The organism is Ralstonia sp. VS2407, from assembly GCF_052950655.1.
On the sequence record NZ_JBRFVG010000002.1, the window covers coordinates 56,453 to 77,946 of the forward strand.

Annotated in this window: 20 protein-coding genes; 14 read left to right on the forward strand and 6 right to left on the reverse strand. The window is 65.1% G+C overall.

What is annotated here, in order from left to right; translation table 11 throughout:
- Positions 1–111: 111 nt before the first annotated feature.
- From ACU8YE_RS03515 to ACU8YE_RS03530, 4 genes are all read left to right on the forward strand, one after another.
- Entirely contained in the window at positions 112–513 is a 402-nt protein-coding gene (locus ACU8YE_RS03515; protein ID WP_232039846.1) for a DUF2946 domain-containing protein, read from the forward strand.
- Positions 514–594: 81 nt separating this feature from the next.
- The gene (locus ACU8YE_RS03520; protein WP_446928105.1) at positions 595–2,913 is read left to right on the forward strand and encodes a TonB-dependent receptor; all 2,319 of its coding nucleotides are present in this window, start codon (positions 595–597) and stop codon (positions 2,911–2,913) included.
- On the forward strand, positions 2,913–4,166 hold the full coding sequence (locus tag ACU8YE_RS03525) for a sialidase family protein (protein WP_446928282.1): 1,254 nt from the start codon (positions 2,913–2,915) through the stop codon (positions 4,164–4,166). Before ACU8YE_RS03520 ends, ACU8YE_RS03525 begins: the two co-directional genes overlap by 1 nt.
- Positions 4,163–4,681 (forward strand): hypothetical protein, encoded by a 519-nt coding sequence (locus ACU8YE_RS03530; RefSeq protein ID WP_446928106.1) that lies wholly within the window; start codon positions 4,163–4,165, stop codon positions 4,679–4,681. Before ACU8YE_RS03525 ends, ACU8YE_RS03530 begins: the two co-directional genes overlap by 4 nt.
- Positions 4,682–4,928: 247 nt before the next feature.
- On the opposite strand, the gene ACU8YE_RS03535 is transcribed toward ACU8YE_RS03530, so the two are convergent.
- Entirely contained in the window at positions 4,929–5,204 is a 276-nt protein-coding gene (locus ACU8YE_RS03535) for a hypothetical protein (protein ID WP_316879355.1), read from the reverse strand.
- 16 nt (positions 5,205–5,220) lie between these two features.
- The gene (locus ACU8YE_RS03540; protein WP_316870752.1) at positions 5,221–5,979 is read right to left on the reverse strand and encodes a sulfite exporter TauE/SafE family protein; all 759 of its coding nucleotides are present in this window, start codon (positions 5,977–5,979) and stop codon (positions 5,221–5,223) included.
- 131 nt (positions 5,980–6,110) lie between these two features.
- Here ACU8YE_RS03540 and ACU8YE_RS03545 point away from each other — a divergent pair, with 131 nt between their 5' ends.
- From ACU8YE_RS03545 to ACU8YE_RS03555, 3 genes are all read left to right on the forward strand, one after another.
- A complete protein-coding gene (locus ACU8YE_RS03545) occupies positions 6,111–6,995 on the forward strand; it encodes a LysR substrate-binding domain-containing protein (protein ID WP_147218306.1) in 885 nt (294 codons plus the stop codon).
- Positions 6,996–7,138: 143 nt separating this feature from the next.
- A complete protein-coding gene (locus tag ACU8YE_RS03550; RefSeq protein WP_232039840.1) occupies positions 7,139–7,660 on the forward strand; it encodes a hypothetical protein in 522 nt (173 codons plus the stop codon).
- A 152-nt stretch (positions 7,661–7,812) separates the two neighbouring features.
- The gene (locus ACU8YE_RS03555) at positions 7,813–9,510 is read left to right on the forward strand and encodes an AMP-binding protein (RefSeq protein ID WP_232039839.1); all 1,698 of its coding nucleotides are present in this window, start codon (positions 7,813–7,815) and stop codon (positions 9,508–9,510) included.
- Positions 9,511–9,580: 70 nt separating this feature from the next.
- Here ACU8YE_RS03555 and ACU8YE_RS03560 read toward each other — a convergent pair whose 3' ends face one another.
- Complete coding sequence (locus ACU8YE_RS03560) at positions 9,581–9,922, reverse strand: DUF1488 family protein (protein WP_004627574.1); 342 nt, start codon at positions 9,920–9,922, stop codon at positions 9,581–9,583.
- Between the two features lie 890 nt (positions 9,923–10,812).
- On the opposite strand from ACU8YE_RS03560, the gene ACU8YE_RS03565 reads away from it, so the two are divergent.
- The 3 genes from ACU8YE_RS03565 to ACU8YE_RS03575 all read left to right on the forward strand — a co-directional run bounded on the left by ACU8YE_RS03565 (position 10,813) and on the right by ACU8YE_RS03575 (position 15,196).
- Positions 10,813–11,871, forward strand: a complete 1,059-nt coding sequence (locus tag ACU8YE_RS03565) for a hypothetical protein (RefSeq protein WP_446928107.1) — start codon at positions 10,813–10,815, stop codon at positions 11,869–11,871.
- Between the two features lie 132 nt (positions 11,872–12,003).
- Positions 12,004–13,602, forward strand: a complete 1,599-nt coding sequence (locus ACU8YE_RS03570; RefSeq protein ID WP_260801498.1) for a S53 family peptidase — start codon at positions 12,004–12,006, stop codon at positions 13,600–13,602.
- Positions 13,526–15,196 (forward strand): S10 family peptidase, encoded by a 1,671-nt coding sequence (locus ACU8YE_RS03575; protein ID WP_446928108.1) that lies wholly within the window; start codon positions 13,526–13,528, stop codon positions 15,194–15,196. Before ACU8YE_RS03570 ends, ACU8YE_RS03575 begins: the two co-directional genes overlap by 77 nt.
- Positions 15,197–15,233: 37 nt before the next feature.
- Here the strand turns inward: ACU8YE_RS03575 and ACU8YE_RS03580 are convergent, their stop codons facing one another.
- Positions 15,234–15,365 (reverse strand): hypothetical protein, encoded by a 132-nt coding sequence (locus tag ACU8YE_RS03580; RefSeq protein WP_260801500.1) that lies wholly within the window; start codon positions 15,363–15,365, stop codon positions 15,234–15,236.
- Between the two features lie 447 nt (positions 15,366–15,812).
- On the opposite strand from ACU8YE_RS03580, the gene ACU8YE_RS03585 reads away from it, so the two are divergent.
- Entirely contained in the window at positions 15,813–15,959 is a 147-nt protein-coding gene (locus ACU8YE_RS03585; RefSeq protein WP_232039835.1) for a hypothetical protein, read from the forward strand.
- 145 nt (positions 15,960–16,104) lie between these two features.
- Here ACU8YE_RS03585 and ACU8YE_RS03590 read toward each other — a convergent pair whose 3' ends face one another.
- Positions 16,105–16,731, reverse strand: coding sequence for an FMN-dependent NADH-azoreductase (locus ACU8YE_RS03590; RefSeq protein ID WP_446928109.1), 627 nt, complete (start codon positions 16,729–16,731; stop codon positions 16,105–16,107).
- 127 nt (positions 16,732–16,858) lie between these two features.
- Here ACU8YE_RS03590 and ACU8YE_RS03595 point away from each other — a divergent pair, with 127 nt between their 5' ends.
- A complete protein-coding gene (locus ACU8YE_RS03595) occupies positions 16,859–17,806 on the forward strand; it encodes a LysR family transcriptional regulator (RefSeq protein WP_446928110.1) in 948 nt (315 codons plus the stop codon).
- 90 nt (positions 17,807–17,896) lie between these two features.
- The gene (locus ACU8YE_RS03600) at positions 17,897–19,477 is read left to right on the forward strand and encodes an MDR family MFS transporter (protein WP_446928111.1); all 1,581 of its coding nucleotides are present in this window, start codon (positions 17,897–17,899) and stop codon (positions 19,475–19,477) included.
- Between the two features lie 12 nt (positions 19,478–19,489).
- On the opposite strand, the gene ACU8YE_RS03605 is transcribed toward ACU8YE_RS03600, so the two are convergent.
- Positions 19,490–20,386, reverse strand: coding sequence for an oxygenase MpaB family protein (locus ACU8YE_RS03605; RefSeq protein ID WP_433867877.1), 897 nt, complete (start codon positions 20,384–20,386; stop codon positions 19,490–19,492).
- A 188-nt stretch (positions 20,387–20,574) separates the two neighbouring features.
- Between ACU8YE_RS03605 and ACU8YE_RS03610 the strand changes: the two genes are divergently transcribed.
- Positions 20,575–21,492 carry a hypothetical protein gene (locus tag ACU8YE_RS03610; protein WP_322018452.1) on the forward strand — a complete coding sequence of 306 codons (918 nt, stop codon included), beginning with the start codon at positions 20,575–20,577 and terminating at the stop codon, positions 21,490–21,492.
- Positions 21,493–21,494: the final 2 nt, after the last annotated feature.

The following is a 21,494-nucleotide window of genomic DNA, read 5'->3' on the forward strand; positions in this document are numbered from 1 at the left end:
CCAAGCGCCAGTCGATTTCCGCCGATTTTGCCTATGCGCGGCACTGTGCCGCAGGCAATTCGGGGAACCGTGTGCAGCGCTATACTCGCCACATTCTGACGTTGTCCATCCATGCTCCATCGCCGTTGGCTCTTCCTCGTCTGGCTTGCGATCGTACTGAACGTACTGTCGCCGGTGCTCGCTTCCGCACGAGCGGCAGCCACGGGCACGCTGGCCGTCGAGCTGTGCAGCGCAACGGCACCGCATGGCAGCACCGTGCAGGTCGCCATCGACGTGCAAGGCGATGGCTCCGCCGACGATTCGGCCGCCCACCACAGCGTGGCGCACTGTCTGTATTGCCCGGGGTTTGCTGCCGGGCTGGCGCTGGCCTCGTTGCCGGCGCTCGATGTTCCTTCCGCCCATTTCGTCTATCGCGTGCGGCAGCCGGCCACCCCGGCGCCCGTCTACGCGCGCAGTGCGCTGCGCGTGGCCGAGTCGCGCGCGCCTCCTGTGTCTGCGTCGTTGTCGATCTGACGCGCCTGCGGACGTAGCTCCGTGGCGCCTTTGCGTTCGGCCCTGCTTGGGCCGACGCCATCGCAATCCGGAGACCTTCCGATGTCATTCCACAAGCGCGCCGGGGCCGCCGCCCCTAGGCGCACGCTGGTGTGCCGTGCTGCGCTCGCGCTGAGTGCAGCGGCACCACTGTCTGCTTTTGCCGCCGAGGACGCGGCGTCTGCGCCCGTGCCTGTCATGCAGGAGCTCGCGCCCACCGTGGTGCGGGCCAACGCCAACCCCGCGCCGTTCGCTCGCAATACGCCGGCGGTCGTGCAGAGCGTCACAGCCGATCAACTGGCCGACCGCAACGTCGTCACCACCGAAGACGCCGTCAAATACCAGCCCAACGTGATGGTGCGCCGCCGCTTCATTGGCGATCGCAACTCCATCTTCGCCGGCCGCGATTTCAACGAGATCCAAAGCGCACGGGGCCTGCTGTATGCCGACGGCATCCTGCTCTCGAACCTGCTGGGCTCCAGTTACAGCTACCCGCCGCGCTGGTCGATGGTCGGGCCGGATGACCTGGCGCGCGTCGATATCTTGTATGGGCCGTTCTCGGCGCTGCTGCCGGGTAACTCGATGGGCACGACCATCGCGATGACGTTGCGCCGGCCCGAAAAATTCGAGGCCGCCGCGCAGACGCAAGTGATGAGCCAGCACTACAACGATGCATATGGCTTCTCGCGCAACGTCACCGGCAACCACGAGAGCGCATCGCTGGGCGACCGGATCGGCAAGTTCTGGTATGCGCTGTCGGTCGACCGGCTGGAGAACGACAGCCAGCCGATGCAATACGCTACGCCCAACTCCAGGTTCACCGCTGGCGGTACGCCGGTGCCGGTCACGGGTGCTCGGCAGGATCTGGGCCCCAACGGACAGCCGCGCGTGATTCTCGGGCCGCAGATGCTCGAGCGCACGCAGCAGCTGCAAGAGACGCTGCGATTCGGCTACGTGTTCAGCGACAGCCTGGAGGCATCGCTCACGCTGGGCCATTGGGAGAACCATTACAACGATCAGGCGCTCAGCTTCCTGCGCGATGCCGCCGGCAACGTCGTCACGGGCGGTAATGTGCTGATCAACGGCACGCCATACACGATTGCCCCGAACACCTTCGCCCCACAAAACGGCGATCAGGAAAACTGGCTCTACGGCCTGGGCGTGAAGGGCAAGATCGGTGGCTGGAAGATCGAGACCAACGCGTCGGCCTACAACGTCTCGCGCGACATCCTGCGCGCGTCGAACACGGCGGCCGGCAATGGACCCGGCACGGTGTTTTATGGCGACGGCACGGGCTGGTCCAACTTCGACATCAAGGCGACGTCGCCCACGGTGTCCGGCCATACCTTCACGACCGGCTACCACTACGACCAATATCACCTGCGCAACCAGACCTTCAACGCGACCAACTGGTCAACGGAAGCGCTCTCCACGCTCAAATCCAGCTACCAGGGCGACACGCAAACGCAGGCCGTCTTCCTGCAGGACGCCTGGGCGTTTGCGCCGCGATGGCTGGCCACGCTGGGCCTGCGCTATGAAAGCTGGCGTGCCTACAACGGCCAGCTCGGCAACGGCACGAGCACGTTGGGCTACGCTAGCCGCACCGAAGACGCGTTCTCGCCCAAGGCGGCCATCCAATGGCAGGCCACGCAAGACACGCTGCTGCGCCTGTCGTACGGCCGTGCGGTGCGCTTTCCGACGGTGGCGGAGCTGTTCCAGGGCACGATCAGCGGCAACACGATCGTCAACAACGATCCGAACCTCAAGCCGGAACGCGCCAACGATTTCGACTTCACCGTCGAGCAGGCCGTGCCTTACGGCGTGCTGCGTACCAGCCTGTTCCAGAGCGACGTGCGCGACAGCATCTACACGCAGACCAACATCACCGTCACGCCCAACGTGACGAACGTGCAGAACGTCGATCGCGTGCGCACGCGCGGCATCGAACTGGCGTACTCGGGGCAGGACGTTTTGCAGGATGCGGGCGTGCGTGGCGTGGACGTCGAAGCCAACGTCGCCTTCACGCAATCGAAGACGCTGGCCGACGCCGCGAACCCGACCTACGTCGACAAGACCTGGCCGCGCATGCCCCGCGTGCGCGCCAATCTCTTTGCGAGCTGGCATGCCACGCCCGACTGGACGGTCGGCGCGGGCGTGCGGTACTCCGGCCGGCAATACGGCACGCTCGACAACACCGATGTGCTGCCGAATGTCTACGGTGGCACCAGCAGCTTCTTCACCGTGGATCTCAAGGCCAGCTACCGCATCGACAAGCACGTCACGCTGGCGCTGGGCGTCGACAACCTGACCGACCGGCGGTATTTCGTGTACCACCCGTATCCGTCGCGCACCTTCTATGGACAACTGAAATGGCGTCTGTAATGCAGTCGATTCCTCGATTCCTGGCCGGTGCGCTGCTGGCTTTTGCGGCAACGCTGGCGCTCGCGCACGAAGGTCATGATCACGGCGCCATGGCAGGCAAAGCTGCCGCCAAACCGCAGCTCGCCACGTCGGCGGCGTTCGACAAGGCAGGGCGCTTGTGGGTGACGTGGGCGGAAGGGCCGCATGTGGTGGTCGCCTCGTCCAACGATCTCGGCAAGACGCTGTCCACGCCGCAGCGCGTGAACCCGCAACCCGAGCCGATCTATACCGACGGCGAGAACCGCCCCAAGGTCATCGCCAGCCCGGACGGTGCGCTGTATCTGAGCTGGTCGCGCCCGCTCGATGCGCCGTACACGGGTTTCGTGCGTTTCTCGCGCTCGCTTGACGGCGGCAAGACGTGGAGCGCACCGGTCACCGTGCACCACGACCGCCAGCCGATTACGCACCGCTTCGATTCGATTGCGGTCGATGGCGCCGGCCGCATCTTCGTCACGTGGATCGACAAGCGTGACCTGCTGCGCGCGCAGGCAGCCAAACAGCCGTACGACGGCGCGGCAGTGTATTACACCGTGTCGACCGACCGTGGCGCCACCTTCGCGCCCGAGCGCAAGATCATCGACCAGACCTGCGAATGCTGCCGCATTGCGCTGGCGCCCGATGCCGCCGGCCACATGCTCGCGCTGTGGCGCAACGTGTTTGCCGGGCAGATTCGTGACCACGCATTGGCGACATTACCGATCGATAACACGCCGCTTGCCGTCACGCGGGCAACGTTCTCGGAGTGGCGCGTCGATGCGTGTCCGCACCATGGTCCCGCGTTGGTCGTGACGGCCGATGGTGTGCGGCACATGGCGTGGTTTTCCGTACTGCACGACAAGCCGGGGCTGTTCTACAGCCGGCTTTCGGCCGACGGCAAACCGATCGGCGAGGCTTGGGGTTTTGCCGGTTCGCCACAAGCCGGCGCGCAGGCATCGCACCCCGCATTGCTCGCCGCGGACGGCGCGCTGTGGCTGGTCTGGAAGCAGTTTGCCGACGACCGCATGCAGATTCTGCTGCGCAAATCCACGGACGGCGGCGCGCACTGGACAGCGCCCGCCAGCCTGGCAAGCACCAATGGCGGAAGCGATCACCCGCAACTGCTGGCGCGCGATGGCCATGTCTACCTGTCGTGGCGCACGCAGGCCGAGGGCTATCGGCTGATCGATATCGGCAATGTCACTCCGTCCAATCCATCGTTGGAGGCATCGGAATGAAGATTCGATGGAAATCGTTTGCGGTGGGCGTGGCGTTATCCGCCGCCGCCTTCACCACCACCTTCGCCGCCCAGGCCGCAGGTGCGCTGCAGTTCCAACCGTTGCATGCCCGCGATGTGCCGGCACTGCTGCAGACGCCACAGGCGCGCCCGCTGATCGTCGAAATCTGGTCACTGGATTGCAGCTATTGCCGCGAGAACATCGCCCGTATCGCGCAATGGCGGCGCACCGCCAAGCAAGATGTGGATGTGGTGATGGTGTCGATGGACGGTCCCGACCAGGCCGAGATGCTGAACCGTGCGCTGGCACCACTGGCCCGCGACGGAAAGATCGGCATTGCACGTGTGCCGCAATACGCCAATGCCGAAGACATGCCGGAGCGCCTGCGCGCCGCGCTTGATCCCGGCTGGCAGGGCGAGATGCCGCGCACGATCATCCTGCGTCCTGACGGCAAGCGTCATGCATCGAGCGGGTTGCTGACACCGCAGGCGCTGGACACGGCGCTCAGGGATTAATCAGAAATGACACGGACCCCCCTCGTTGTTGGGGTATGGCGGGGGGCGCGCACTTTTTATAATGGCCTCGCTTTGTGAATTCCGGCGCATTGCTCGTTCACAAAGCACACCCGACCATCTTTCGTCGTCAAAGGCTGAAGATGTTAAGCCCGCCCGCCCCCCGGCCCGCGGGCTTTTTCTTTGCCCGCTCGATACTGGATTGGTATTGAACGGGCCTATGCAGCGGGGGGCGGATGATAACGCGCCGTCAGCGCGCTGTCGCCTGCGAAGAAGAGGGGTATGCCGTGGAAGGTTGCTCTGCGTCGTTGGATGCGGCTCCCAGGCCCACCGATAGGGCGGCCAGCAAGACCGCAACACCACGCGCGATATAAAACACCGCTTGCGCCCCCGCCATTTCCGGCTCGGTAGAGGCGGTTTCAATGTGGGCGTGCCAGGCACCGCGCGTCGCGCGGTGGGCCAGCGGATCGCGATTGGCGCGTGGCGCGGCCGTGCGGTGTGCGGGATGAGGTTGCATGTGGGACATGGCGGTTCTCCTCATGCTAAACGTGCGACCAGGCGCGCCAGAACAGCAGCGCCGTCATCGAAAAACCGAAGGTGGAAATCAACGCCCGCACAACCGGCACCGGCAAGCGCTTGCCGACATGCGCGCCAAGATAACCGCCCAGCGCGGCTGCTACCAGCATGACCAGCGTCTGTGGCCACCACACCATCCTGGCAAGTGCAAAACAGGCTACGGCGACGAGGTTGGTCGCGCCCACCAGCAGCGTGCGCGAGGCGTTCAATGCTTTGATGTCGTCGTGGCCGAACAGTGCCCAGACCGCCATCATCATGATCCCCACTGCGCCGCCAAAATAGCCGCCATAGATGGCCAACGCACCTTGCGCGACCAGCAGCGTTGTCCGCCCGATCTGCATGCGCTGGCGCAGCCACACACCGGCCTGTTTGCCGAAGGTAAATGCCAGCGAGCCGACCAGTAGCAGCCACGGCACGATGAAATCGAACGCGCGGGACGACGTGTTCATCAGTAGCAGCGCGCCGAGCAGTCCGCCCACAAGGCTGATCGCGACCATGGCCCGCATCGAGACCTGCCTGAACCCGCGATAGTCCCCGCGATACGCCCACGCCGATGTGGCCGCGCCGGGCAGCAGCGCCACCGTGCTCGACGCATTGGCAAACACCGACGGCACACCCGCGAACATCAGCGCGGGCAGGGTGACAAACGAGCCACCGCCCGCCAGCGCATTCATCATGCCGGCGAGCAGGCCCGCGCCAAAAAGCAGCAGCGTGGCGGATTCCATTGGGCGCGATGTCTGGGATGTTCTGTTTTTAGGTGCCTCAGTTTCGGACACTGGCGACCCCGCCACAATGTGCGATACATTGACCTAGCCTCAGTGCAAGACTGAGGCTGGCGATAATTTTGAGATGCATCGTGCGCTTTGACCTCACCGACCTCCGACTCTTCCTCCATACCGCCGAAGCCGGCAGCATCACGGCGGGTGCCGAGCGTGCGCACCTGACATTGGCGTCGGCGAGCGCGCGCATCCGCGGGATGGAAGACACGCTCGGCGTCCCGCTGCTCACGCGCAACCGGCGCGGTGTGGAAACGACCGCAGCCGGCCGCACGCTCGTCCACCACGCCCGCGTCGTCTTGCAACAGATGGATCGCATGCGCGGCGAGCTGGGCGAATACGCGCGCGGTCTCAAGGGCTACGTGCGGCTGCTCTCCAACACGGCGGCCATGACCGAGTTCTTGCCGGAAACGCTCAGCGCGTTTCTGGCCGCACACCCTGAAGTCGATGTCGATCTGGAAGAGCTGGTCAGCCACGAGATTGTCGAAGCGATTGCGCAGGGGCGCGCCGACATCGGCATCGTCAACGACGCGGTCGACCTGTCCGGGCTGGAGACCTTTCCGTTCCGCCACGATCGCCTTGTGCTGGTGACCGCGCGCGACCACCCGCTGGCCGAGCGCCGCGAACTGGCCTTCGTCGAAACCTTGCAGGAGGATTTTGTCGGCCTGACGGGCGACAACGCATTGCAGGCCTATCTGGCGGGGCACGCCGCCCGCGCCGGTCACCGGCTCAAATACCGCGTGCGGCTGCGCAGCTTCGACGCCGTCTGCCGCATGGTGGAACGCAACGTGGGCGTGGGCGTCATTCCCGAGCATGCGGCGATCCGGCTGCAGCGCTCCATGGGCATCCGCCGTGTGCGCCTGACCGACGCCTGGGCGACGCGCCTGCTGCGCATCTGCGTGCGCCATTTCGATGATCTGCCTGTCTTCGCACGCCAGTTGATCGAGCATTTGCGCGAGGCCTGAGTGCGTTGCGCGTCCGTCATTTGGCGGAGGGATGTTGTTTGAACTCGCGCCGGTGAAAACCGGTCGGTACACTGCAAGCAGTTGCGGGCTGCCCAGCTACAGACGTGCGGCGCCGCACCAACCTTCCGCTCATGGAGCACATCATGGCGTCTGCCGGTGTTCCCCCAGGTGTTCCGCCGATCGGCCTGCTGCACGCGGCGCGTGCACTGCGCATCTATCGGCGCCACGAGATCCATGCGCTGGCGTGGATCGCGCTGGGCGTGTGCCTGCGCACTCCGGCGCCTATGGCCGCCATCAGCGTAGCGTTGCTCATCGTGTGCGCGTGGTCGCTCACACGGCACATCCAATATATGAAGCCCCTGTATGAACTGCCGGTGTTCAGCCGCCTGCTGGCACACAGCGGCATGGCATTCGCGGCCATCAATGCGGCGCTGTTGGCGGTGGAACTGGCCACGGGCGCCGGACGCGGCGCATGGTTCGACGCCGACGGCTGGCTTGCGCCGGCCTGGCCGCAGATACTGCCCGACATGGCCGGCACGATCGAGCTGATGCTGGTCAGCGCTCAGTGGATCGTCGTGCTGGGTGCCGTGGTTGCCGCAGCGGCCTGGGCGTGGCTGAGCCTGGGCGGCGGCCGCTCGCTGCGTTTTCCGCCGCGCTCGCAATGAGCGCATGGCTCGGGAGAATCCGGGCTGGTCTGGCGGAGGAATTCCTCCTATAAGTGGCGATGTTGGTTGCAGGTGCGTTTCCGTAGCGCCCGGACGAGGCGCGTGCAGTTGGAGCGTGCATAACGCCGCGCTCCGAACCCAAGGAGACAGGCATGACATCGCTGGACGCTTTCCTGCGGTGCCGCGACTTTCTGCTCGCGCACCGTGAGGATTACGACACCGCCGTGCGCGATTTTGTATGGCCCGAGTTGGATCGTTTCAACTGGGCGCTGGATTATTTCGACGCCATGGCGCGCGGCAACGACGCCATCGCCCTGTGGGTGGTCGACGATCAGGGAAACGAGACGCGGCTGTCGTTCGCACAGATGGCGGAGCGCTCGGCGCGCGTGGCCAACCATTTGCGGGCGCTGGGCGTGCAGCGCGGTGATCGCATCCTGCTCATGCTCGGCAACGTGCCGGGGCTGTGGGATGTGATGCTCGCCAGCATCAAGATCGGCGCGGTCATCATTCCGGCCACGACGCTGCTCACGGCAGAAGACCTGCGCGAACGCATTGCCATGGGTGAGGTGAGCCACGTGGTGGTCGGCGGGGCAGATTGCGCCAAGCTGGACGCGGTCTCAGGCACATTCACACGCATCGCGGTCGGTACGGACAAGGCGCCGGCCGGCTGGCACCGTTTTGAAGACGCCTACGATGCCTCCGCTGAATTCAAGCCCGACGCACCAACGCAGGCCAGCGATCCGTTGTTGCTGTATTTCACGTCCGGCACCACGTCCAAACCCAAACTCGTGATGCATACGCATGCGAGCTATCCGGTGGGGCATCTGTCGACGCTGTACTGGATCGGCCTGCGCCCCGGTGATGTGCACTGGAACATCAGCTCGCCGGGCTGGGCCAAGCACGCGTGGAGCTGCTTCTTCGCGCCGTGGAATGCCGGCGCCACCGTCTTCATCTACAACTACGCGCGCTTCGAGCCCAAGGCGGCGCTTGATGTGCTGTGCCGAGCCAAGGTGACGACGCTGTGCGCACCGCCCACGGTGTGGCGCATGCTGATCCAGGAAGACCTGGCCGCGTGGAAACCCGCGCTGCGCGAACTCGTGGGTGCAGGCGAGCCGCTCAACCCCGAGGTGATCGAACGGGTGCGCGCCGCGTGGGGCATCACCATCCGAGACGGCTACGGCCAGACCGAAACCACGTGCCAGATCGGCAACAGCCCCGGGCAACCGGTCAAGGCGGGCTCGATGGGCCGGCCGCTGCCGGGCTACCGCATCACGCTGCGCGACCCCGACGGCCACGAGGCGGAAGAGGGCGAAATCTGCATCGAATTGAATGCCCGCCCGACAGGCCTGATGGAGGGCTACGCCGGTAACCCCGACAAAACCGCCGAGGCCATGCGCGGCGGCGTGTATCACACCTCCGACATTGCGGCGCGCGATGACAGCGGCTACCTGACTTACGTCGGCCGCGCCGATGACGTGTTCAAGGCATCGGATTACCGTGTCAGCCCATTCGAGCTGGAGAGTGTGCTGATCGAGCACCCGGCCATCGCCGAAGCCGCCGTTGTGCCGAGCCCGGACCCGCTCCGTCTGGCCGTGCCAAAAGCTTTCCTGGTGCTGCGCGCGGGGCACGAAGCCGGGCCAGAACTGGCGCGCGACATCCTCGGCTTTTGCCGTAGCCGATTGGCTTCGTACAAGCGCGTGCGCCGCATCGAGTTTGCCGATCTGCCCAAAACCATCTCAGGCAAGATCCGGCGCGTCGAATTGCGCATGCGTGAAGCCACGCGCAGCGAAAGCGCCGCGGGCGTACGCAACCTGCAGGAATATTGGGAAGAGGATTTCCCGGCCGATTAATCGTGCGTTGAGCTTTGGCACTCACGGAACGTGCGGCCCCCCGACCGCACGTTCCGCTGCGCCAGCGCTATCAGCGCGACGAGCGCGGGACCAGCCGCAGTTGACGCGCGCGATCCAGATCGTAGGCCGGCACGCCACCGTGCGGCAGCGAGGCACGAGAAGCGGCCAGGTCGCGGCCGCGCACGATGACCGGTGCGAGCGAGCCCGCGCGGATCAGGTCCGACGCAGCCAATTCGATCCAGTCGCGGTAATTGCGATAGACCTCTTCGGCCGTGATTTTTTGATGCGCGCAATCGCAAAGCGAGAGCGCTTCAGACGTGACGAAACAGCTCACGACCTTGCCGTCGACGATGGCTTGGAAGAACAGGTCGCCTACGGACCTGAAGGTCTTGCCGGTGAATGAAATGTTCATGATGCTCCCCCATTGATCAGGCGCGCCAGTTGAGCGGCGAGCCCCACATGCCGCTTTCGCGGCGCAATGGCCACATGCAGGAGCGTTGTTTCCGAATGGAGGGATGACGATGCTCCAGATGCTGAATCCATCCGGATGCGATTGACCCAGTGAAGCGGGTCGGACTATCCCTCGGTGCCGTTATACGGTCTGTCAATTCGGTGGTTGACTGCGGGTTCGCTCTCGCGCTGCGACCTTCCCCGTACAAAATTCCTTTATGTTTTTTTGGTTACCACAATTGGTGCATCAGCCCGACACCGACGGTAATCGAGATGGCCAGAATCCAAAGCAAAACGGTGGAGGTGCGCGTCGCCGGAAGGCGTGTTTGAAAAAGGCGCCGACGCGTAGGGATCACCTGCCAATTAGCAGGGTGACGTTCCCACCCCAGGCGAGCACTCAAGCTCGCTGTTCCCCGTTTGATTGTTCCCATGGCCCGCTCCCGAAAGCTCGCCGCTGCCGCGTATTTAGTTTTATTTAAATCTACTATTCTTCGGTTGCATTCTAGGACACTCTCTGCAGACCGCTAGCGCCCCTTGGCATGATTCTTATCCTCCATTTGGCTCATAAACGGGAGGTTTAGGACATATTGGGGGTTCGAATATGAAGTGATATTCATCACTCGCCAAGACGATTAATCGGCGCGCAAACGCTTACGTTTGAAACGCATACCGATGGGATGCCCGCAACCTGCCTGCAAGGTGCCGCCGATACAGTCATGCGCGTTCGCGGAGGACATGTTGCAAGACTGCACAGCAACAGGCACCCCTGCGTCAAAACAGCGGAATGCCACGCGTGCTGCGGTACAGTGCCGCCGGGCTGGCTAGGCATCAGAAAACGAGCAGGACATCGACATGACGCAAGCAAGACGCGCCGACGACAACAGGGCGTTCGCAGGGTTCGGACGAGGGGTGAGCGCCGCTTTGGTGGCATGGGCAGCGTTGGTGGCAACGGCCGCGGCGCACGCGGGTGCACCGAGCCTGGCAACGCGCCGTGCCGCCGTGGAATCCACACTCGCGAATGCCGGCAGTTGTCAGCGCTTGGGCGATTACTACTGGGAAATCGGTGACGCCCATGGCGAACTGATGCACGGTCAGCAGGGCCAGCGGATCGGGCCCAACAAGACGGTGCGTCTGGCATCGGCATCCAAATGGGTGTTTGGTGCCTACGTGGTGGAGCGTGCGCAAGGTAAGCCCACACCTGCCGAAATCGATGCGCTCACCATGCGCTCGGGCTACGACGGGCTCAATCCTCTGCTGTGCAATCGCAACGACACCGTGCAAAGCTGCTTTGCGCGCGGCCGTAACGCGACCTTCACGCCTGGGCACGTTGGCCGCTTCAGCTACAACGGCGGCCATGATCAGAAGCTGCTGATGGATCTCGGTCTGGGCCGTGCCGACGCCGAGGCGCTCAACAACGACCTCGACCGCCAGCTTGCCAATGCGCCGGGCCTGCGCGATTCCGGCCAGCCGCTCGGCATTCGCTACCTCGCACCCGAACCGGCCGGCGGAATGATCGCCACGCCGGCGGCTTATGGCCAGTTCTTGCGTCGTCTCATTCGCGGCGAATACCAGCTCGGCAAGATGCTCGGCCAGCATGCTGTTTGCACCGAGCCGGGCACGTGCCCAACCGCTGTCAGCACCCCGGCCGCACTGCCGTGGCATTACGCGCTCAACTACTGGATCGAGGACCAGCCCGGCGGCGACGGTGCGTTCAGCTCTGCCGGCGCCTTCGGCTTCTATCCGTGGATCACCGCTGACAGGCAGCACTACGGCATGCTCGTGCGCGAGACTCTGGCCCCCCGGGCCTATGTGCGCAGCGCGGCATGCGGCGCACTGATCCGCCGCGCCTTTGCCGAAGGCAAGCCGCAGCACGCAGCAGAAGGTGCCAGCAGCGCCGATTTTGCCGACTGACGAACGCTGTAGATCAAGCGGGCAAGCCATCGCCTAACGTGGTTGGAGGTGGCGCCGCATCCTGTCGGCACCCTCCATACCTCGGCACGCCGGTTGCGACGCACAGGCCACCTACCTACATGGAGATGGCCCATGGTCCGGCACCCCCTGCGCGGCAGCGAGCGCACCATTCCTGAAGACGCGCGCATCCTCGGCGATGCGCATCCGGCAGAGCAGATCCGGGCGCTCGTGCAATTGCGCCGCCCTAACGAGGCTGAGCTCGATGCGCGCCTGTCCGGATTTGTCCACGCGCATGCTGCCGGAACGCCACCGCCCACACCGCTGACCCGCGAAGAGTGGGCCGCCCAGTTTGGCGCTGCCACGGACGACATCGACGCCGTGCGCACCTTTGCCCGCGAACAGGGCCTGCAAGTGGTCGAAGTGAACGTGGCCGCCGCCACGGTCATGCTGGAAGGCTCCGTCGAACAGTTCTGCCGCGCGTTCGATACGCACCTGCACCGCGTGGCACACGGCGACTGCGAATACCGCGGGCGTTCGGGCCCGCTGCGGTTGCCGGAATCATTGCAGGACGTGGTGGTTGCCGTGCTGGGGCTCGACTCACGTCCGCAGGCGGCGCCGCACTTTCGCTTTGTGCCGTTGCCTACCGGATCGGTTGAGCCGGGAGGCATCCGGCCCGCCCGTGCGGCGCCCACCGCGTCGTACACGCCGGTGCAGCTCGCGCAGCTCTACGGCTTTCCGCAGGGCGATGGCGCCGGCCAGTGCATTGCGTTCGTTGAGCTTGGCGGCGGCTATCGGGAAGACGATCTGCGTGCGTACTTCCAGGAGGTGGGCGTGCCGATGCCGACGGTGACGGCCATACCGGTCGGGCCGGGCGCCAACCGCCCGACCGGCGACCCGAGCGGGCCCGACGGCGAAGTCATGCTCGACCTGGAAGTGGCAGGCGCTGCGGCGCCGGGCGCCACGCTGGCTGTGTACTTCACCGTCAATACCGACGCCGGTTTCGTGCAAGCCATCAACGCCGCCATCCATGACACCAAGCTGCGGCCCTCGGTGGTTTCCATCAGTTGGGGCGCGCCCGAAAACGCCTGGACGCCGCAGGCCATGCAAGCCGTCAACGCCGCGCTGCAGAGCGCCGCAACCATGGGCGTGACGGTGTGTGCGGCCTCGGGCGACAACGGCTCCAGTGATGGCATGCCGGATCGTGCAGAGCATGTCGACTTTCCCGCCTCCAGCCCGTACGCCCTGGCATGTGGCGGCACCAGCGTGCGTGCCAGCGGAAACCGCATCGAAGAGGAAACCGTCTGGAACGACGGCGCACGAGGCGGCGCGGGCGGCGGCGGGGTGAGCACCGTCTTTGCATTGCCGGGTTGGCAGCAGGGCCTGGCCGCGCAGCAGACCGGCGGCGAGAGTGTGCCGCTGGCGCGGCGCGGCGTGCCTGATGTCTCGGCCGATGCCGACCCGCTGACCGGCTATGTCGTCCGCGTGGATGGGGAGTCCGGCGTAGTGGGCGGCACCAGCGCCGCCGCACCGCTGTGGGCCGCGCTCATCGCGCGCATCAACGCCATCAAGGGGCGCCCGGCGGGTTATCTGCATGCGCGGCTGTATCAGAACCCCGCCGCGTTCAACGACATCAAGCAGGGCAACAACGGCACCTTTGCCGCCGCGCCCGGTTGGGACGCCTGCACAGGCTTGGGCAGCCCCAAGGGCGACGCAATCGCGAACCTTTTCTAGCAGCGAGGCACGCATGACCACCACCGACCAGCCGTTCTTCGACCCCACCGCTTACGGCAACGGCCCCGACGACAACGTGACCGACACCAGCGAGGGCATGGCGATCACGCATCACACCGTGCGCATCGGCGGACGCAATATCGCTTACACCGCGCATGCCGGCCACCTCGTCACGGTAGACCCGAGCAGTTCGCAGCCCGTGGCCAAGATGTTCCATGTGGCCTTTGTGGCGGATGCGCCAGCGGGCGGCGCGCACGCGCGGCCGGTGACGTTCTTCTATAACGGCGGGCCGGGGTCTTCGGCGGTATTTGTGCTGCTGGGGTCGTTCGCACCGCGCCGCATCGTGACATCGATGCCGTCGTTCACGCCGCCCGCGCCGTACCGCATGGAAGACAACCCGGACAGTCTGCTCGATCGCTCCGACCTGGTTTTCATCAACCCGGTCGGCACCGGCTATTCGACGGCCATCGCGCCCAAGCGCAACCTCGATTTCTGGGGCGTTGACCAGGACGCGCGCAGCATCGCGCAGTTCATCAAGCGTTGGCTGACGGCCAATGATCGATGGAATTCGCCGAAGTTTCTGTTTGGCGAGTCCTACGGCACGGCGCGTTCCTGCGTGCTGTCGTATGTGTTGCATGAAGACGGGGTCGACCTGAACGGCATCACGCTGCAGTCGTCCATCCTTGACTACACGCAGGCGGGCAACCCGGTGGGGCTGTTGCCGACCTGTGCGGCGGATGCGTGGTTCCACAAGCGAGCCACCTCGCCCAAGGGCGGGCCACTGCCCGCGGATGTGGGCGACTTTGCCGAAGCTGCCGCCGTATTTGCCAGCACCGATTACGAAAAAGCGCTCGCCAAACCCACGCATGCCGATCCGGCCGTGCTGAAAACGTTGTCTGCCTACACGGGCATCGAGGCGGCGACGTTGCAGGGCTGGCGGCTGGATGTGGCCGCGTATGACGGCGCGGGCACGTCGCTGTTCCTGACCACGCTGCTGGCCGACAAGGGCTTGTCGCTGGGGGCGTACGACGGCCGCGTCACGGGCATCCACACCGGCATTGCAGCCAGCGTAGATCCGAACTCCGGCGGCAATGATCCGACCATGACGGCAGTGTCGGGCGTCTACACCGCCATGTGGAACACCTACCTGAACGACGACCTGAAGTTCACGTCCAACTCCGCCTTCACGGATTTGAACGACCAGGCCTTCCGCCATTGGGACTTCCGTCACACCGACCCGACCGGCGCGCAGAAAGGGCTTGATGCCAACGGCAACGTCGCGCTCTACACCGCCGGCGACCTGGCGGCCACGATGAGCTTGAACGTGGATCTGAAAGTGTTCTCCGCCAACGGCTATTACGACTTCGTCACGCCGTTCTACCAGACCATGCTGGACCTGAAGGCGATGCCGTTGCTGGATGCGGGTGTGCGCAAGAACCTGTCGGCGGGGTTCTATCCGTCGGGGCACATGGTGTATCTGGACGGCGGTTCGCGCACGGCATTGAAGGCCGATCTGGCGCGCCTTTACGATGCCGCCACGACCGACCACCAGGCTGTCGCGCGCATCCGCATGCTGCAGGCGCGCAAGGCCTGAGCGGCGGGCTTGCAGGCCGCGCCGCGCAATGCGTGGATCAATAGCCGCGGTAGTACGGGCGGTAGTAATGCGGGCGGTCGTAATAGCCGCCTGCCGGCACCACTACGCACGCGCTCAGCGCAGAGGTGGCGGCAGCAGCAAGGATGAGGAGGGCGATGGTGCGTTTCATGATGAGGCTCCGTGGTGATCGTTGGACTTGGCCTCACTGTATGGACACCCCTCGAAACCGCGCTTTACCGTTTGTAAGAAAAACTGTGACGTTCAGGCCGGTAATCGACGGCCCGCCCCGTGCTGCCAACGCTTGCGTCACGGTTGCCGTAATTTGCCGTTACCTTTGCGATCAGACTGTGGAGCCGCTCGGGCCTGTTCAGGCACTGTCAGCACAGCGCCACAATGTTCCACGAACTTATCGCCACAGTATTGACAGATCCTCGAGATCGGCGGGAAATACAACAAACGGCAAACGTTGGGCTTCAAGTTTGAACGCACAGCGCCGATAGCCGTTCATATAGATGTCAGGGCGTCTCGGCTCCAGCCGAGGCAGCAAAGCCCTGCGGGGACCATGCGATGCGCGCCGCCCAACCGTGCGCATCGGCAACACATCGGGGGACGCATCATGACGAATCTTCTGGAATCCACCATCGCCTGGGCCGCACCGTGCTTGATCGCTACCGCGATCGTCGCGCCGGTCATGTGGAACAAGCTGCGTACGCGCCGGATGCTCGAAGCGATGCACGAGGCACGCGAACACCGCGACGAGTGATCTGCCGATCGGCCATCTGCGCCGATCCCATCTTCTTGCCACGCAAGTAAAAACGAAAACGGGCGCCGCATTGTGCTGCTGGCGCCCGTTTGGCATTCTGCGAGGCCGGTTGCGGCGCGTCCCGTTGCGCCGCAACCGTGTTCGCTCAGGCTGCCACGGCCTGGCTGACAACGTCGCGCATGGCGGCGTGTGCTGCTTCCAGGGCTTGTGCGCGGGCGTCCGGGCCCATCGCAAGGCGTTCTGCGCGCACGAATTGCACATCGGTGATGCCAAAGAAGCCGAAGACGGTCTTCAGATAGGCCTCCTGGAAATCCATGGCGGCTGCCGGGCCGGCGGAGTACATGCCGCCGCGTGTCGACGCAACGATCACCTTCTTGCCACCGGCCAGGCCAACCGGGCCGTTTTCCGTGTACTTGAATGTACGGCCGGCTTGCGCCACGCGGTCAATCCAGGCCTTGAGCTGGCTGGGCACCGAGAAGTTGTACATCGGTGCGCCCACCACGATTACGTCGCTGGCGAGCAGTTCATTCACGAGCGCTTCCGAGCGGGCATGCTCGGCGCGGGTGGCATCGTCAAAATCATCGGCGCCCGTGGCGCGAAAGCCGGCGGCAATGGCACCGTCCAGGTGCGGAATCGCTTCGACCGACAGGTCACGGTGGACAACGGTGGCGCTGGGGTTTTCGCGGCGCAGCTCGTCAACAATGGCGGCGCTCAGCAGGCGTGAGGCCGAGGCGTCGCCGAGGATGCTGGAATCAATGTGAAGGACTTGCATGGTGTCTCTCCAAGAAAAAGGTGGGTTGCCGCAAAGATAGTGCGATGCAGCGAGTTCCAGTAGTGGGTCGAATCGACACACATCGTTCTATGAGTGAGACAATGCGCCGGAGCTTTGGAGAACGGCCATGGAAGACCTGAACGACCTCGTCCTGTTTGCCAGTGTGGTGACGCACGGCAGTTTTTCCGGCGCCGCCCGGGCGCTGGGGATTCCCAAATCGCGCGTGAGCCGCCGCGTGGCCGATCTCGAGACACGTCTGGGTGTGCGGCTGCTGCAGCGCTCAACGCGGGCGGTGCATGTGACGGACGTGGGCTCGGCGTTCTTTACGCATTGCGAATCGATGACGCAGGCCGCCCGCGCCGCCTTCGAGGTGGCCGAGCATGCCAGCGAAAAACCTTCCGGCCGCCTGCGCGTGAGCTGTCCGGTGGGCGTGGCGCACGTCTTCATCGCACCCGTGCTGTCGAAATTCCTGCGTGCGCAGCCCGACGTGCGGCTGGAGCTGGACGTGACGAATCGCCGTGTCGACGTGATCGGCGACGGCTACGATGTCGCGTTGCGCGTGCGCTCGACGCTGGACGATTCCAACCTTGTCGTGCGCAGCTTTGGCGTGAGCGATCAGGTGCTCGTCGCCAGCCCGTCATTTGTTGCCGAGCATGGCCCGTTGGAGACGCCGGAATCGATGCGCGGCGTGATGGGCGTGGGCGTCGATGGTGCGACCGGCGAGCGGACGCGCTGGCGCCTGACCGCCCCCGAAGGCGGCGCGGTCGATATCGACTACACCCCCGCGCTGGTGACGGACGACTTGTACCTGATGGGGCAGACGGCGCTGGCCGGGATTGGCGTTGCGCAACTGCCGTTCAACCTGTGCGCTGAGCCAGTGCGCGATGGGCGGCTGGTCGTGCTGCTGCCGGAATACCGCTTGCCGGTGCACCAGTTTCACGCAGTGTTTCCGTCACGCCGCGGGCTGGTACCGGCCGTGCGCGCATTCATTGAATTTCTTGCAGAAGAGTTGCCCGGCATGACGGCAAATGTCAGCCGTTGTTATGAGGACATCGTCCGGCAACCCGATCGTTGACTCTGCAACGAATGCGAATCGGCAGTATCATCAACGGCTTCGCTTCTCCCATTGGCGCGGGTGCCTTGAGCGGCATTCGCGCACATTCCCATGTCCTCCCGCCCGAGCATCGAACCGCCCAAGCCAGACACGCCTACCGCGCCCATCGGGACGGTATCCAGCCCGCTGGATACGCCCCCGGTGGCCGAAATTCCGGTGATGGCGGTGATGGGCGGGCTGATGCTTGCCATTTTGCTGGGCGCGCTGGAGCAAACCATCGTTGCGGTGGCGTTGCCCGTGATCGCGGGCGAATTCAACGGCTTTGCGCTGATGGCGTGGCTGGTGTCGGCGTACCTGGTGGCGTCCACGGTCGTGACGCCGATCTACGGCAAGTTGAGCGACCTCTACGGCCGCCGCACCATGTTGACGACGGCCATCGTCCTGTTCGTGCTGGCTTCCGTAGCGTGTGCACTGGCCACGAGCATGCCGATGCTGCTGCTCGCACGCGTGCTGCAGGGCCTCGGCGGCGGCGGCCTGATTTCGGTATCGCAGGCCACGATTGCCGACGTGGTGCCGCTGCGCGAGCGTGGCCGCTACCAGGGCTACGTGAGCGGCATGTGGGCCATGGCCAGCCTCGCGGGACCAGTGATCGGCGGTTATCTGACGCATTACCTGTCGTGGCGGTGGATCTTCTGGATCAATCTGCCGCTGGGCATCGTCGCGCTGCTGGTCGTACGCCGCACGCTGCGGCATCTGCCGGTGGCGCATCAGCGTCGGCCCATCGACGTGCCGGGCGTGGTGCTGTTTGCCGGCGGGCTGACCGCGCTGTTGTTGATGATCACCCGTGTGGGGCAGGGCACGCCGCTCACGCAGCCCGAGAACCTTGGCCTGCTGGCGGGTGCCGTGCTGCTGCTGGGCGCGTTTGTGTGGCAAGAGAACCGTGCCGTCGAGCCGATCATTCCCCTGTCGATGTTCCGTGTGCGCACGGTCACGATCTGCTGCCTGGCGCTGTTCCTCTGCTTCTTCCAACTGATTGCCACGTCGGTGCTGATGCCGCTGCGCTTCCAGATGGTGGCGGGTGCCAGCCCCGATGCTGCGGCACTGCGCCTCGTGCCGCTCACGCTCTCCATTCCGCTTGGCGCCTTTATTGCCGGAAAGTGGATGACGCACAGCGGCCGCTACAAGCCCCTCATGCTGGGGGGCGCGTGCGTGGTGCCGTTTGCCGTGGCGTCGCTGGGTTTGTTGGACCCGCACAGCGTACTGGCGCTGACCCTGGCGATGATCGTGCTCGGCCTGGCGATTGGTGTGCAGTTCCCGACCGGCCTGGTCGCCACGCAAAACGCCGTGCCGCCGCAAACGGTGGGCCTGGCCACAGCGTTGACGGCGTTCTCGCGCCTGCTGGGTGGCGCGGTGGGTGTGGCGGTGCTGACGTCCGTGCTGATTGCGCTGCTGCGTCAGGCTGCACCTGAAGCGCAGGTAGCGGCCGGCGGCGATGTGCTGATGGACCTCTTCCACGCCGCGCTTGCCAGCAGCGGCGCCGATGCCGAGGCCCTGCAGCGCGCAGGCGAGAGCGCCTTCAGGCATCTGTTCTTCTTTGCGGCTGCCGTGTCGGTGATCTCGCCGCTGCTGATCATCCGGCTGGAAGAGAAGGTGCTGCGCGGCAAGGTGTCGCTTGCCGAAGCCATCGAGTAACGCGCGGACGCACTATGTCGTTGCGGGCGCCAGTGCGCGGTGCCTGGCCCGGCGCGCGACGCTGCCCTCGTATAGCGCCCAGCGCAGCGTGGGCGCCACGGTGCGCATGGCCGCCGACGCAAACGCTGCCTGCAGCGGCGGCTGCTTGAGATCGAGCATCTGTATTGCCCACGGCGGCAGCAGCTGGATGCCCGCGTCCAGGAAGAGGCGTACCGCCGGGCGCAACCCCGGGCGCGGCGCCTGCCACGTCATCAACACCTCCACCACCGTGCGCGTGCGATCGCTGGCCACCAGCTCGGCGCGCATTGCATTCAGATAGGTTTGCACAGCCGCCCGCGATTTCGGCACGTCGCGCGCGCCGAGCATCTCGGCCACCAGCGCGGTCTCTTCAAAGTAACGATCCTGCTGGGCGCCGCCGAGGTTGCCGTCTACGTAGCGCAGATAGCCTGCCAGGAAGCTGGACATCTCAGCCACATGCACCCAGGTAAGCAGGTCTGGGTCGTTGGCTGAATATGGCCGGCCATCGGGCGCGATGCCCTGCACGCGGTCGTGGATGGTCTTCACGCGCTCGATGAGCGCCAGTGCATCATGCCGGCTGCCGTACGTGGTGCCGGCCACGAACTGTGCGGTGCGGCCCAGGCGCCCTTGCAGGTCTTCCCGGAAGTTGGAGTGGTCCCATACGCCGGCCAGCGCGCGGGGGTGCAGCGCCTGCAGCAACAGCGCGCTGATGCCGCCGGCCATCATCGCCGGGAAATCGGCATGCACCTTCCAGCAGACCGCGTCGGGGCCGAACAGCCCAGGGTCGCCCGGTGGCGAGGCAATGTCGAGGGTGAGGCTGCCGGTCGCGCGCGTAAGGCCGCGGACCTGGTTGGCGATGCGTTCGCGAATGGCGACGAGGGGCGAGGGCATGGTGCCGGAAGTGCCGGGAAGCACGAGGCGAAGAAGCATTCATTTTAGCGAGCCGCATCGGAGCACGCCTTGGCTGTCGTGATGACAGAACGCCGCATGGTCGATGTGCATCCGCAGGCCCATTTGTTGCGAGACTGTGGGCGTTAGCGCCTCCTAGAATGAAGACCAATTCCACAAGAACGCCGTTTATGACCTTGCATCGACATCCCGCCTGGCTGCGCCCCATTGCCCTGCTTGCGCTGGTGGCCGGCCTATGCCTGAGCCCCGCCTTGCGCGCGGCAGACAATGCGCAGGGCCTGCGCGACAAATATCAGAGCGTGGCGCCCCAGTTGGCTGACAACCCGTTCCACCGTCCGCTGGTGTTGGAATCCACCGAGACGCCCAACATGCTCCAGGGCGACATCTACAGCGTGGTCGATTACCCGTTCGCTACGGTGAGCGGCGCGTTGAGTGACGCAACGCAAGGCCCCGGCAACTGGTGCGACGTGCTGATCCTCCACCTCAACATCAAGTATTGCCGCGCCGGGTCCGGGCCCCGTGGCACCGTGCTCGACGTGAATCTGGGCCGCAAGGTTGAGCAGAGCTTGTCCAGCAGCTATCGGCTGGAATTCAACTACCGCCCCGTTGCCAGCAGCGCGGGCTACTTCCGCGTGGAACTGAATGCTGAGTCCGGGCCGTTCAGCACGAAGGATTACCGCATCATGCTGGAGGCGATTCCGGCCCCGGCCGGCGGCAATCACACCTTTCTGCATCTGACGTACGCGTACGGTTATGGCACCGCAGGGCGGCTGGCCATGCGCACGTATCTGGGCACGGTCGGCAGCGACAAGGTGGGTTTTACAAAGACGGCAGAATCCTCAGCCGCCGCACCGGAATATGTGGGCGGTGTGCGAGGCTTGCTCGAGCGCAACACGATGCGCTACTACCTCGCCATCGATGCCTATCTGAAGGCGTTGGCGGCGCCGCCGGACAAGCGTTTGCAGCAGCGGCTGAATACGTGGTTCAACGCCACCGAGCAGTACCCGCGCCAGTTGCACGAAGTAGAGCGCCAGGACTACCTGCAGATGAAGCGCCACGAGACTGAGCGCCAGCAGACGGCGCAGTAGCG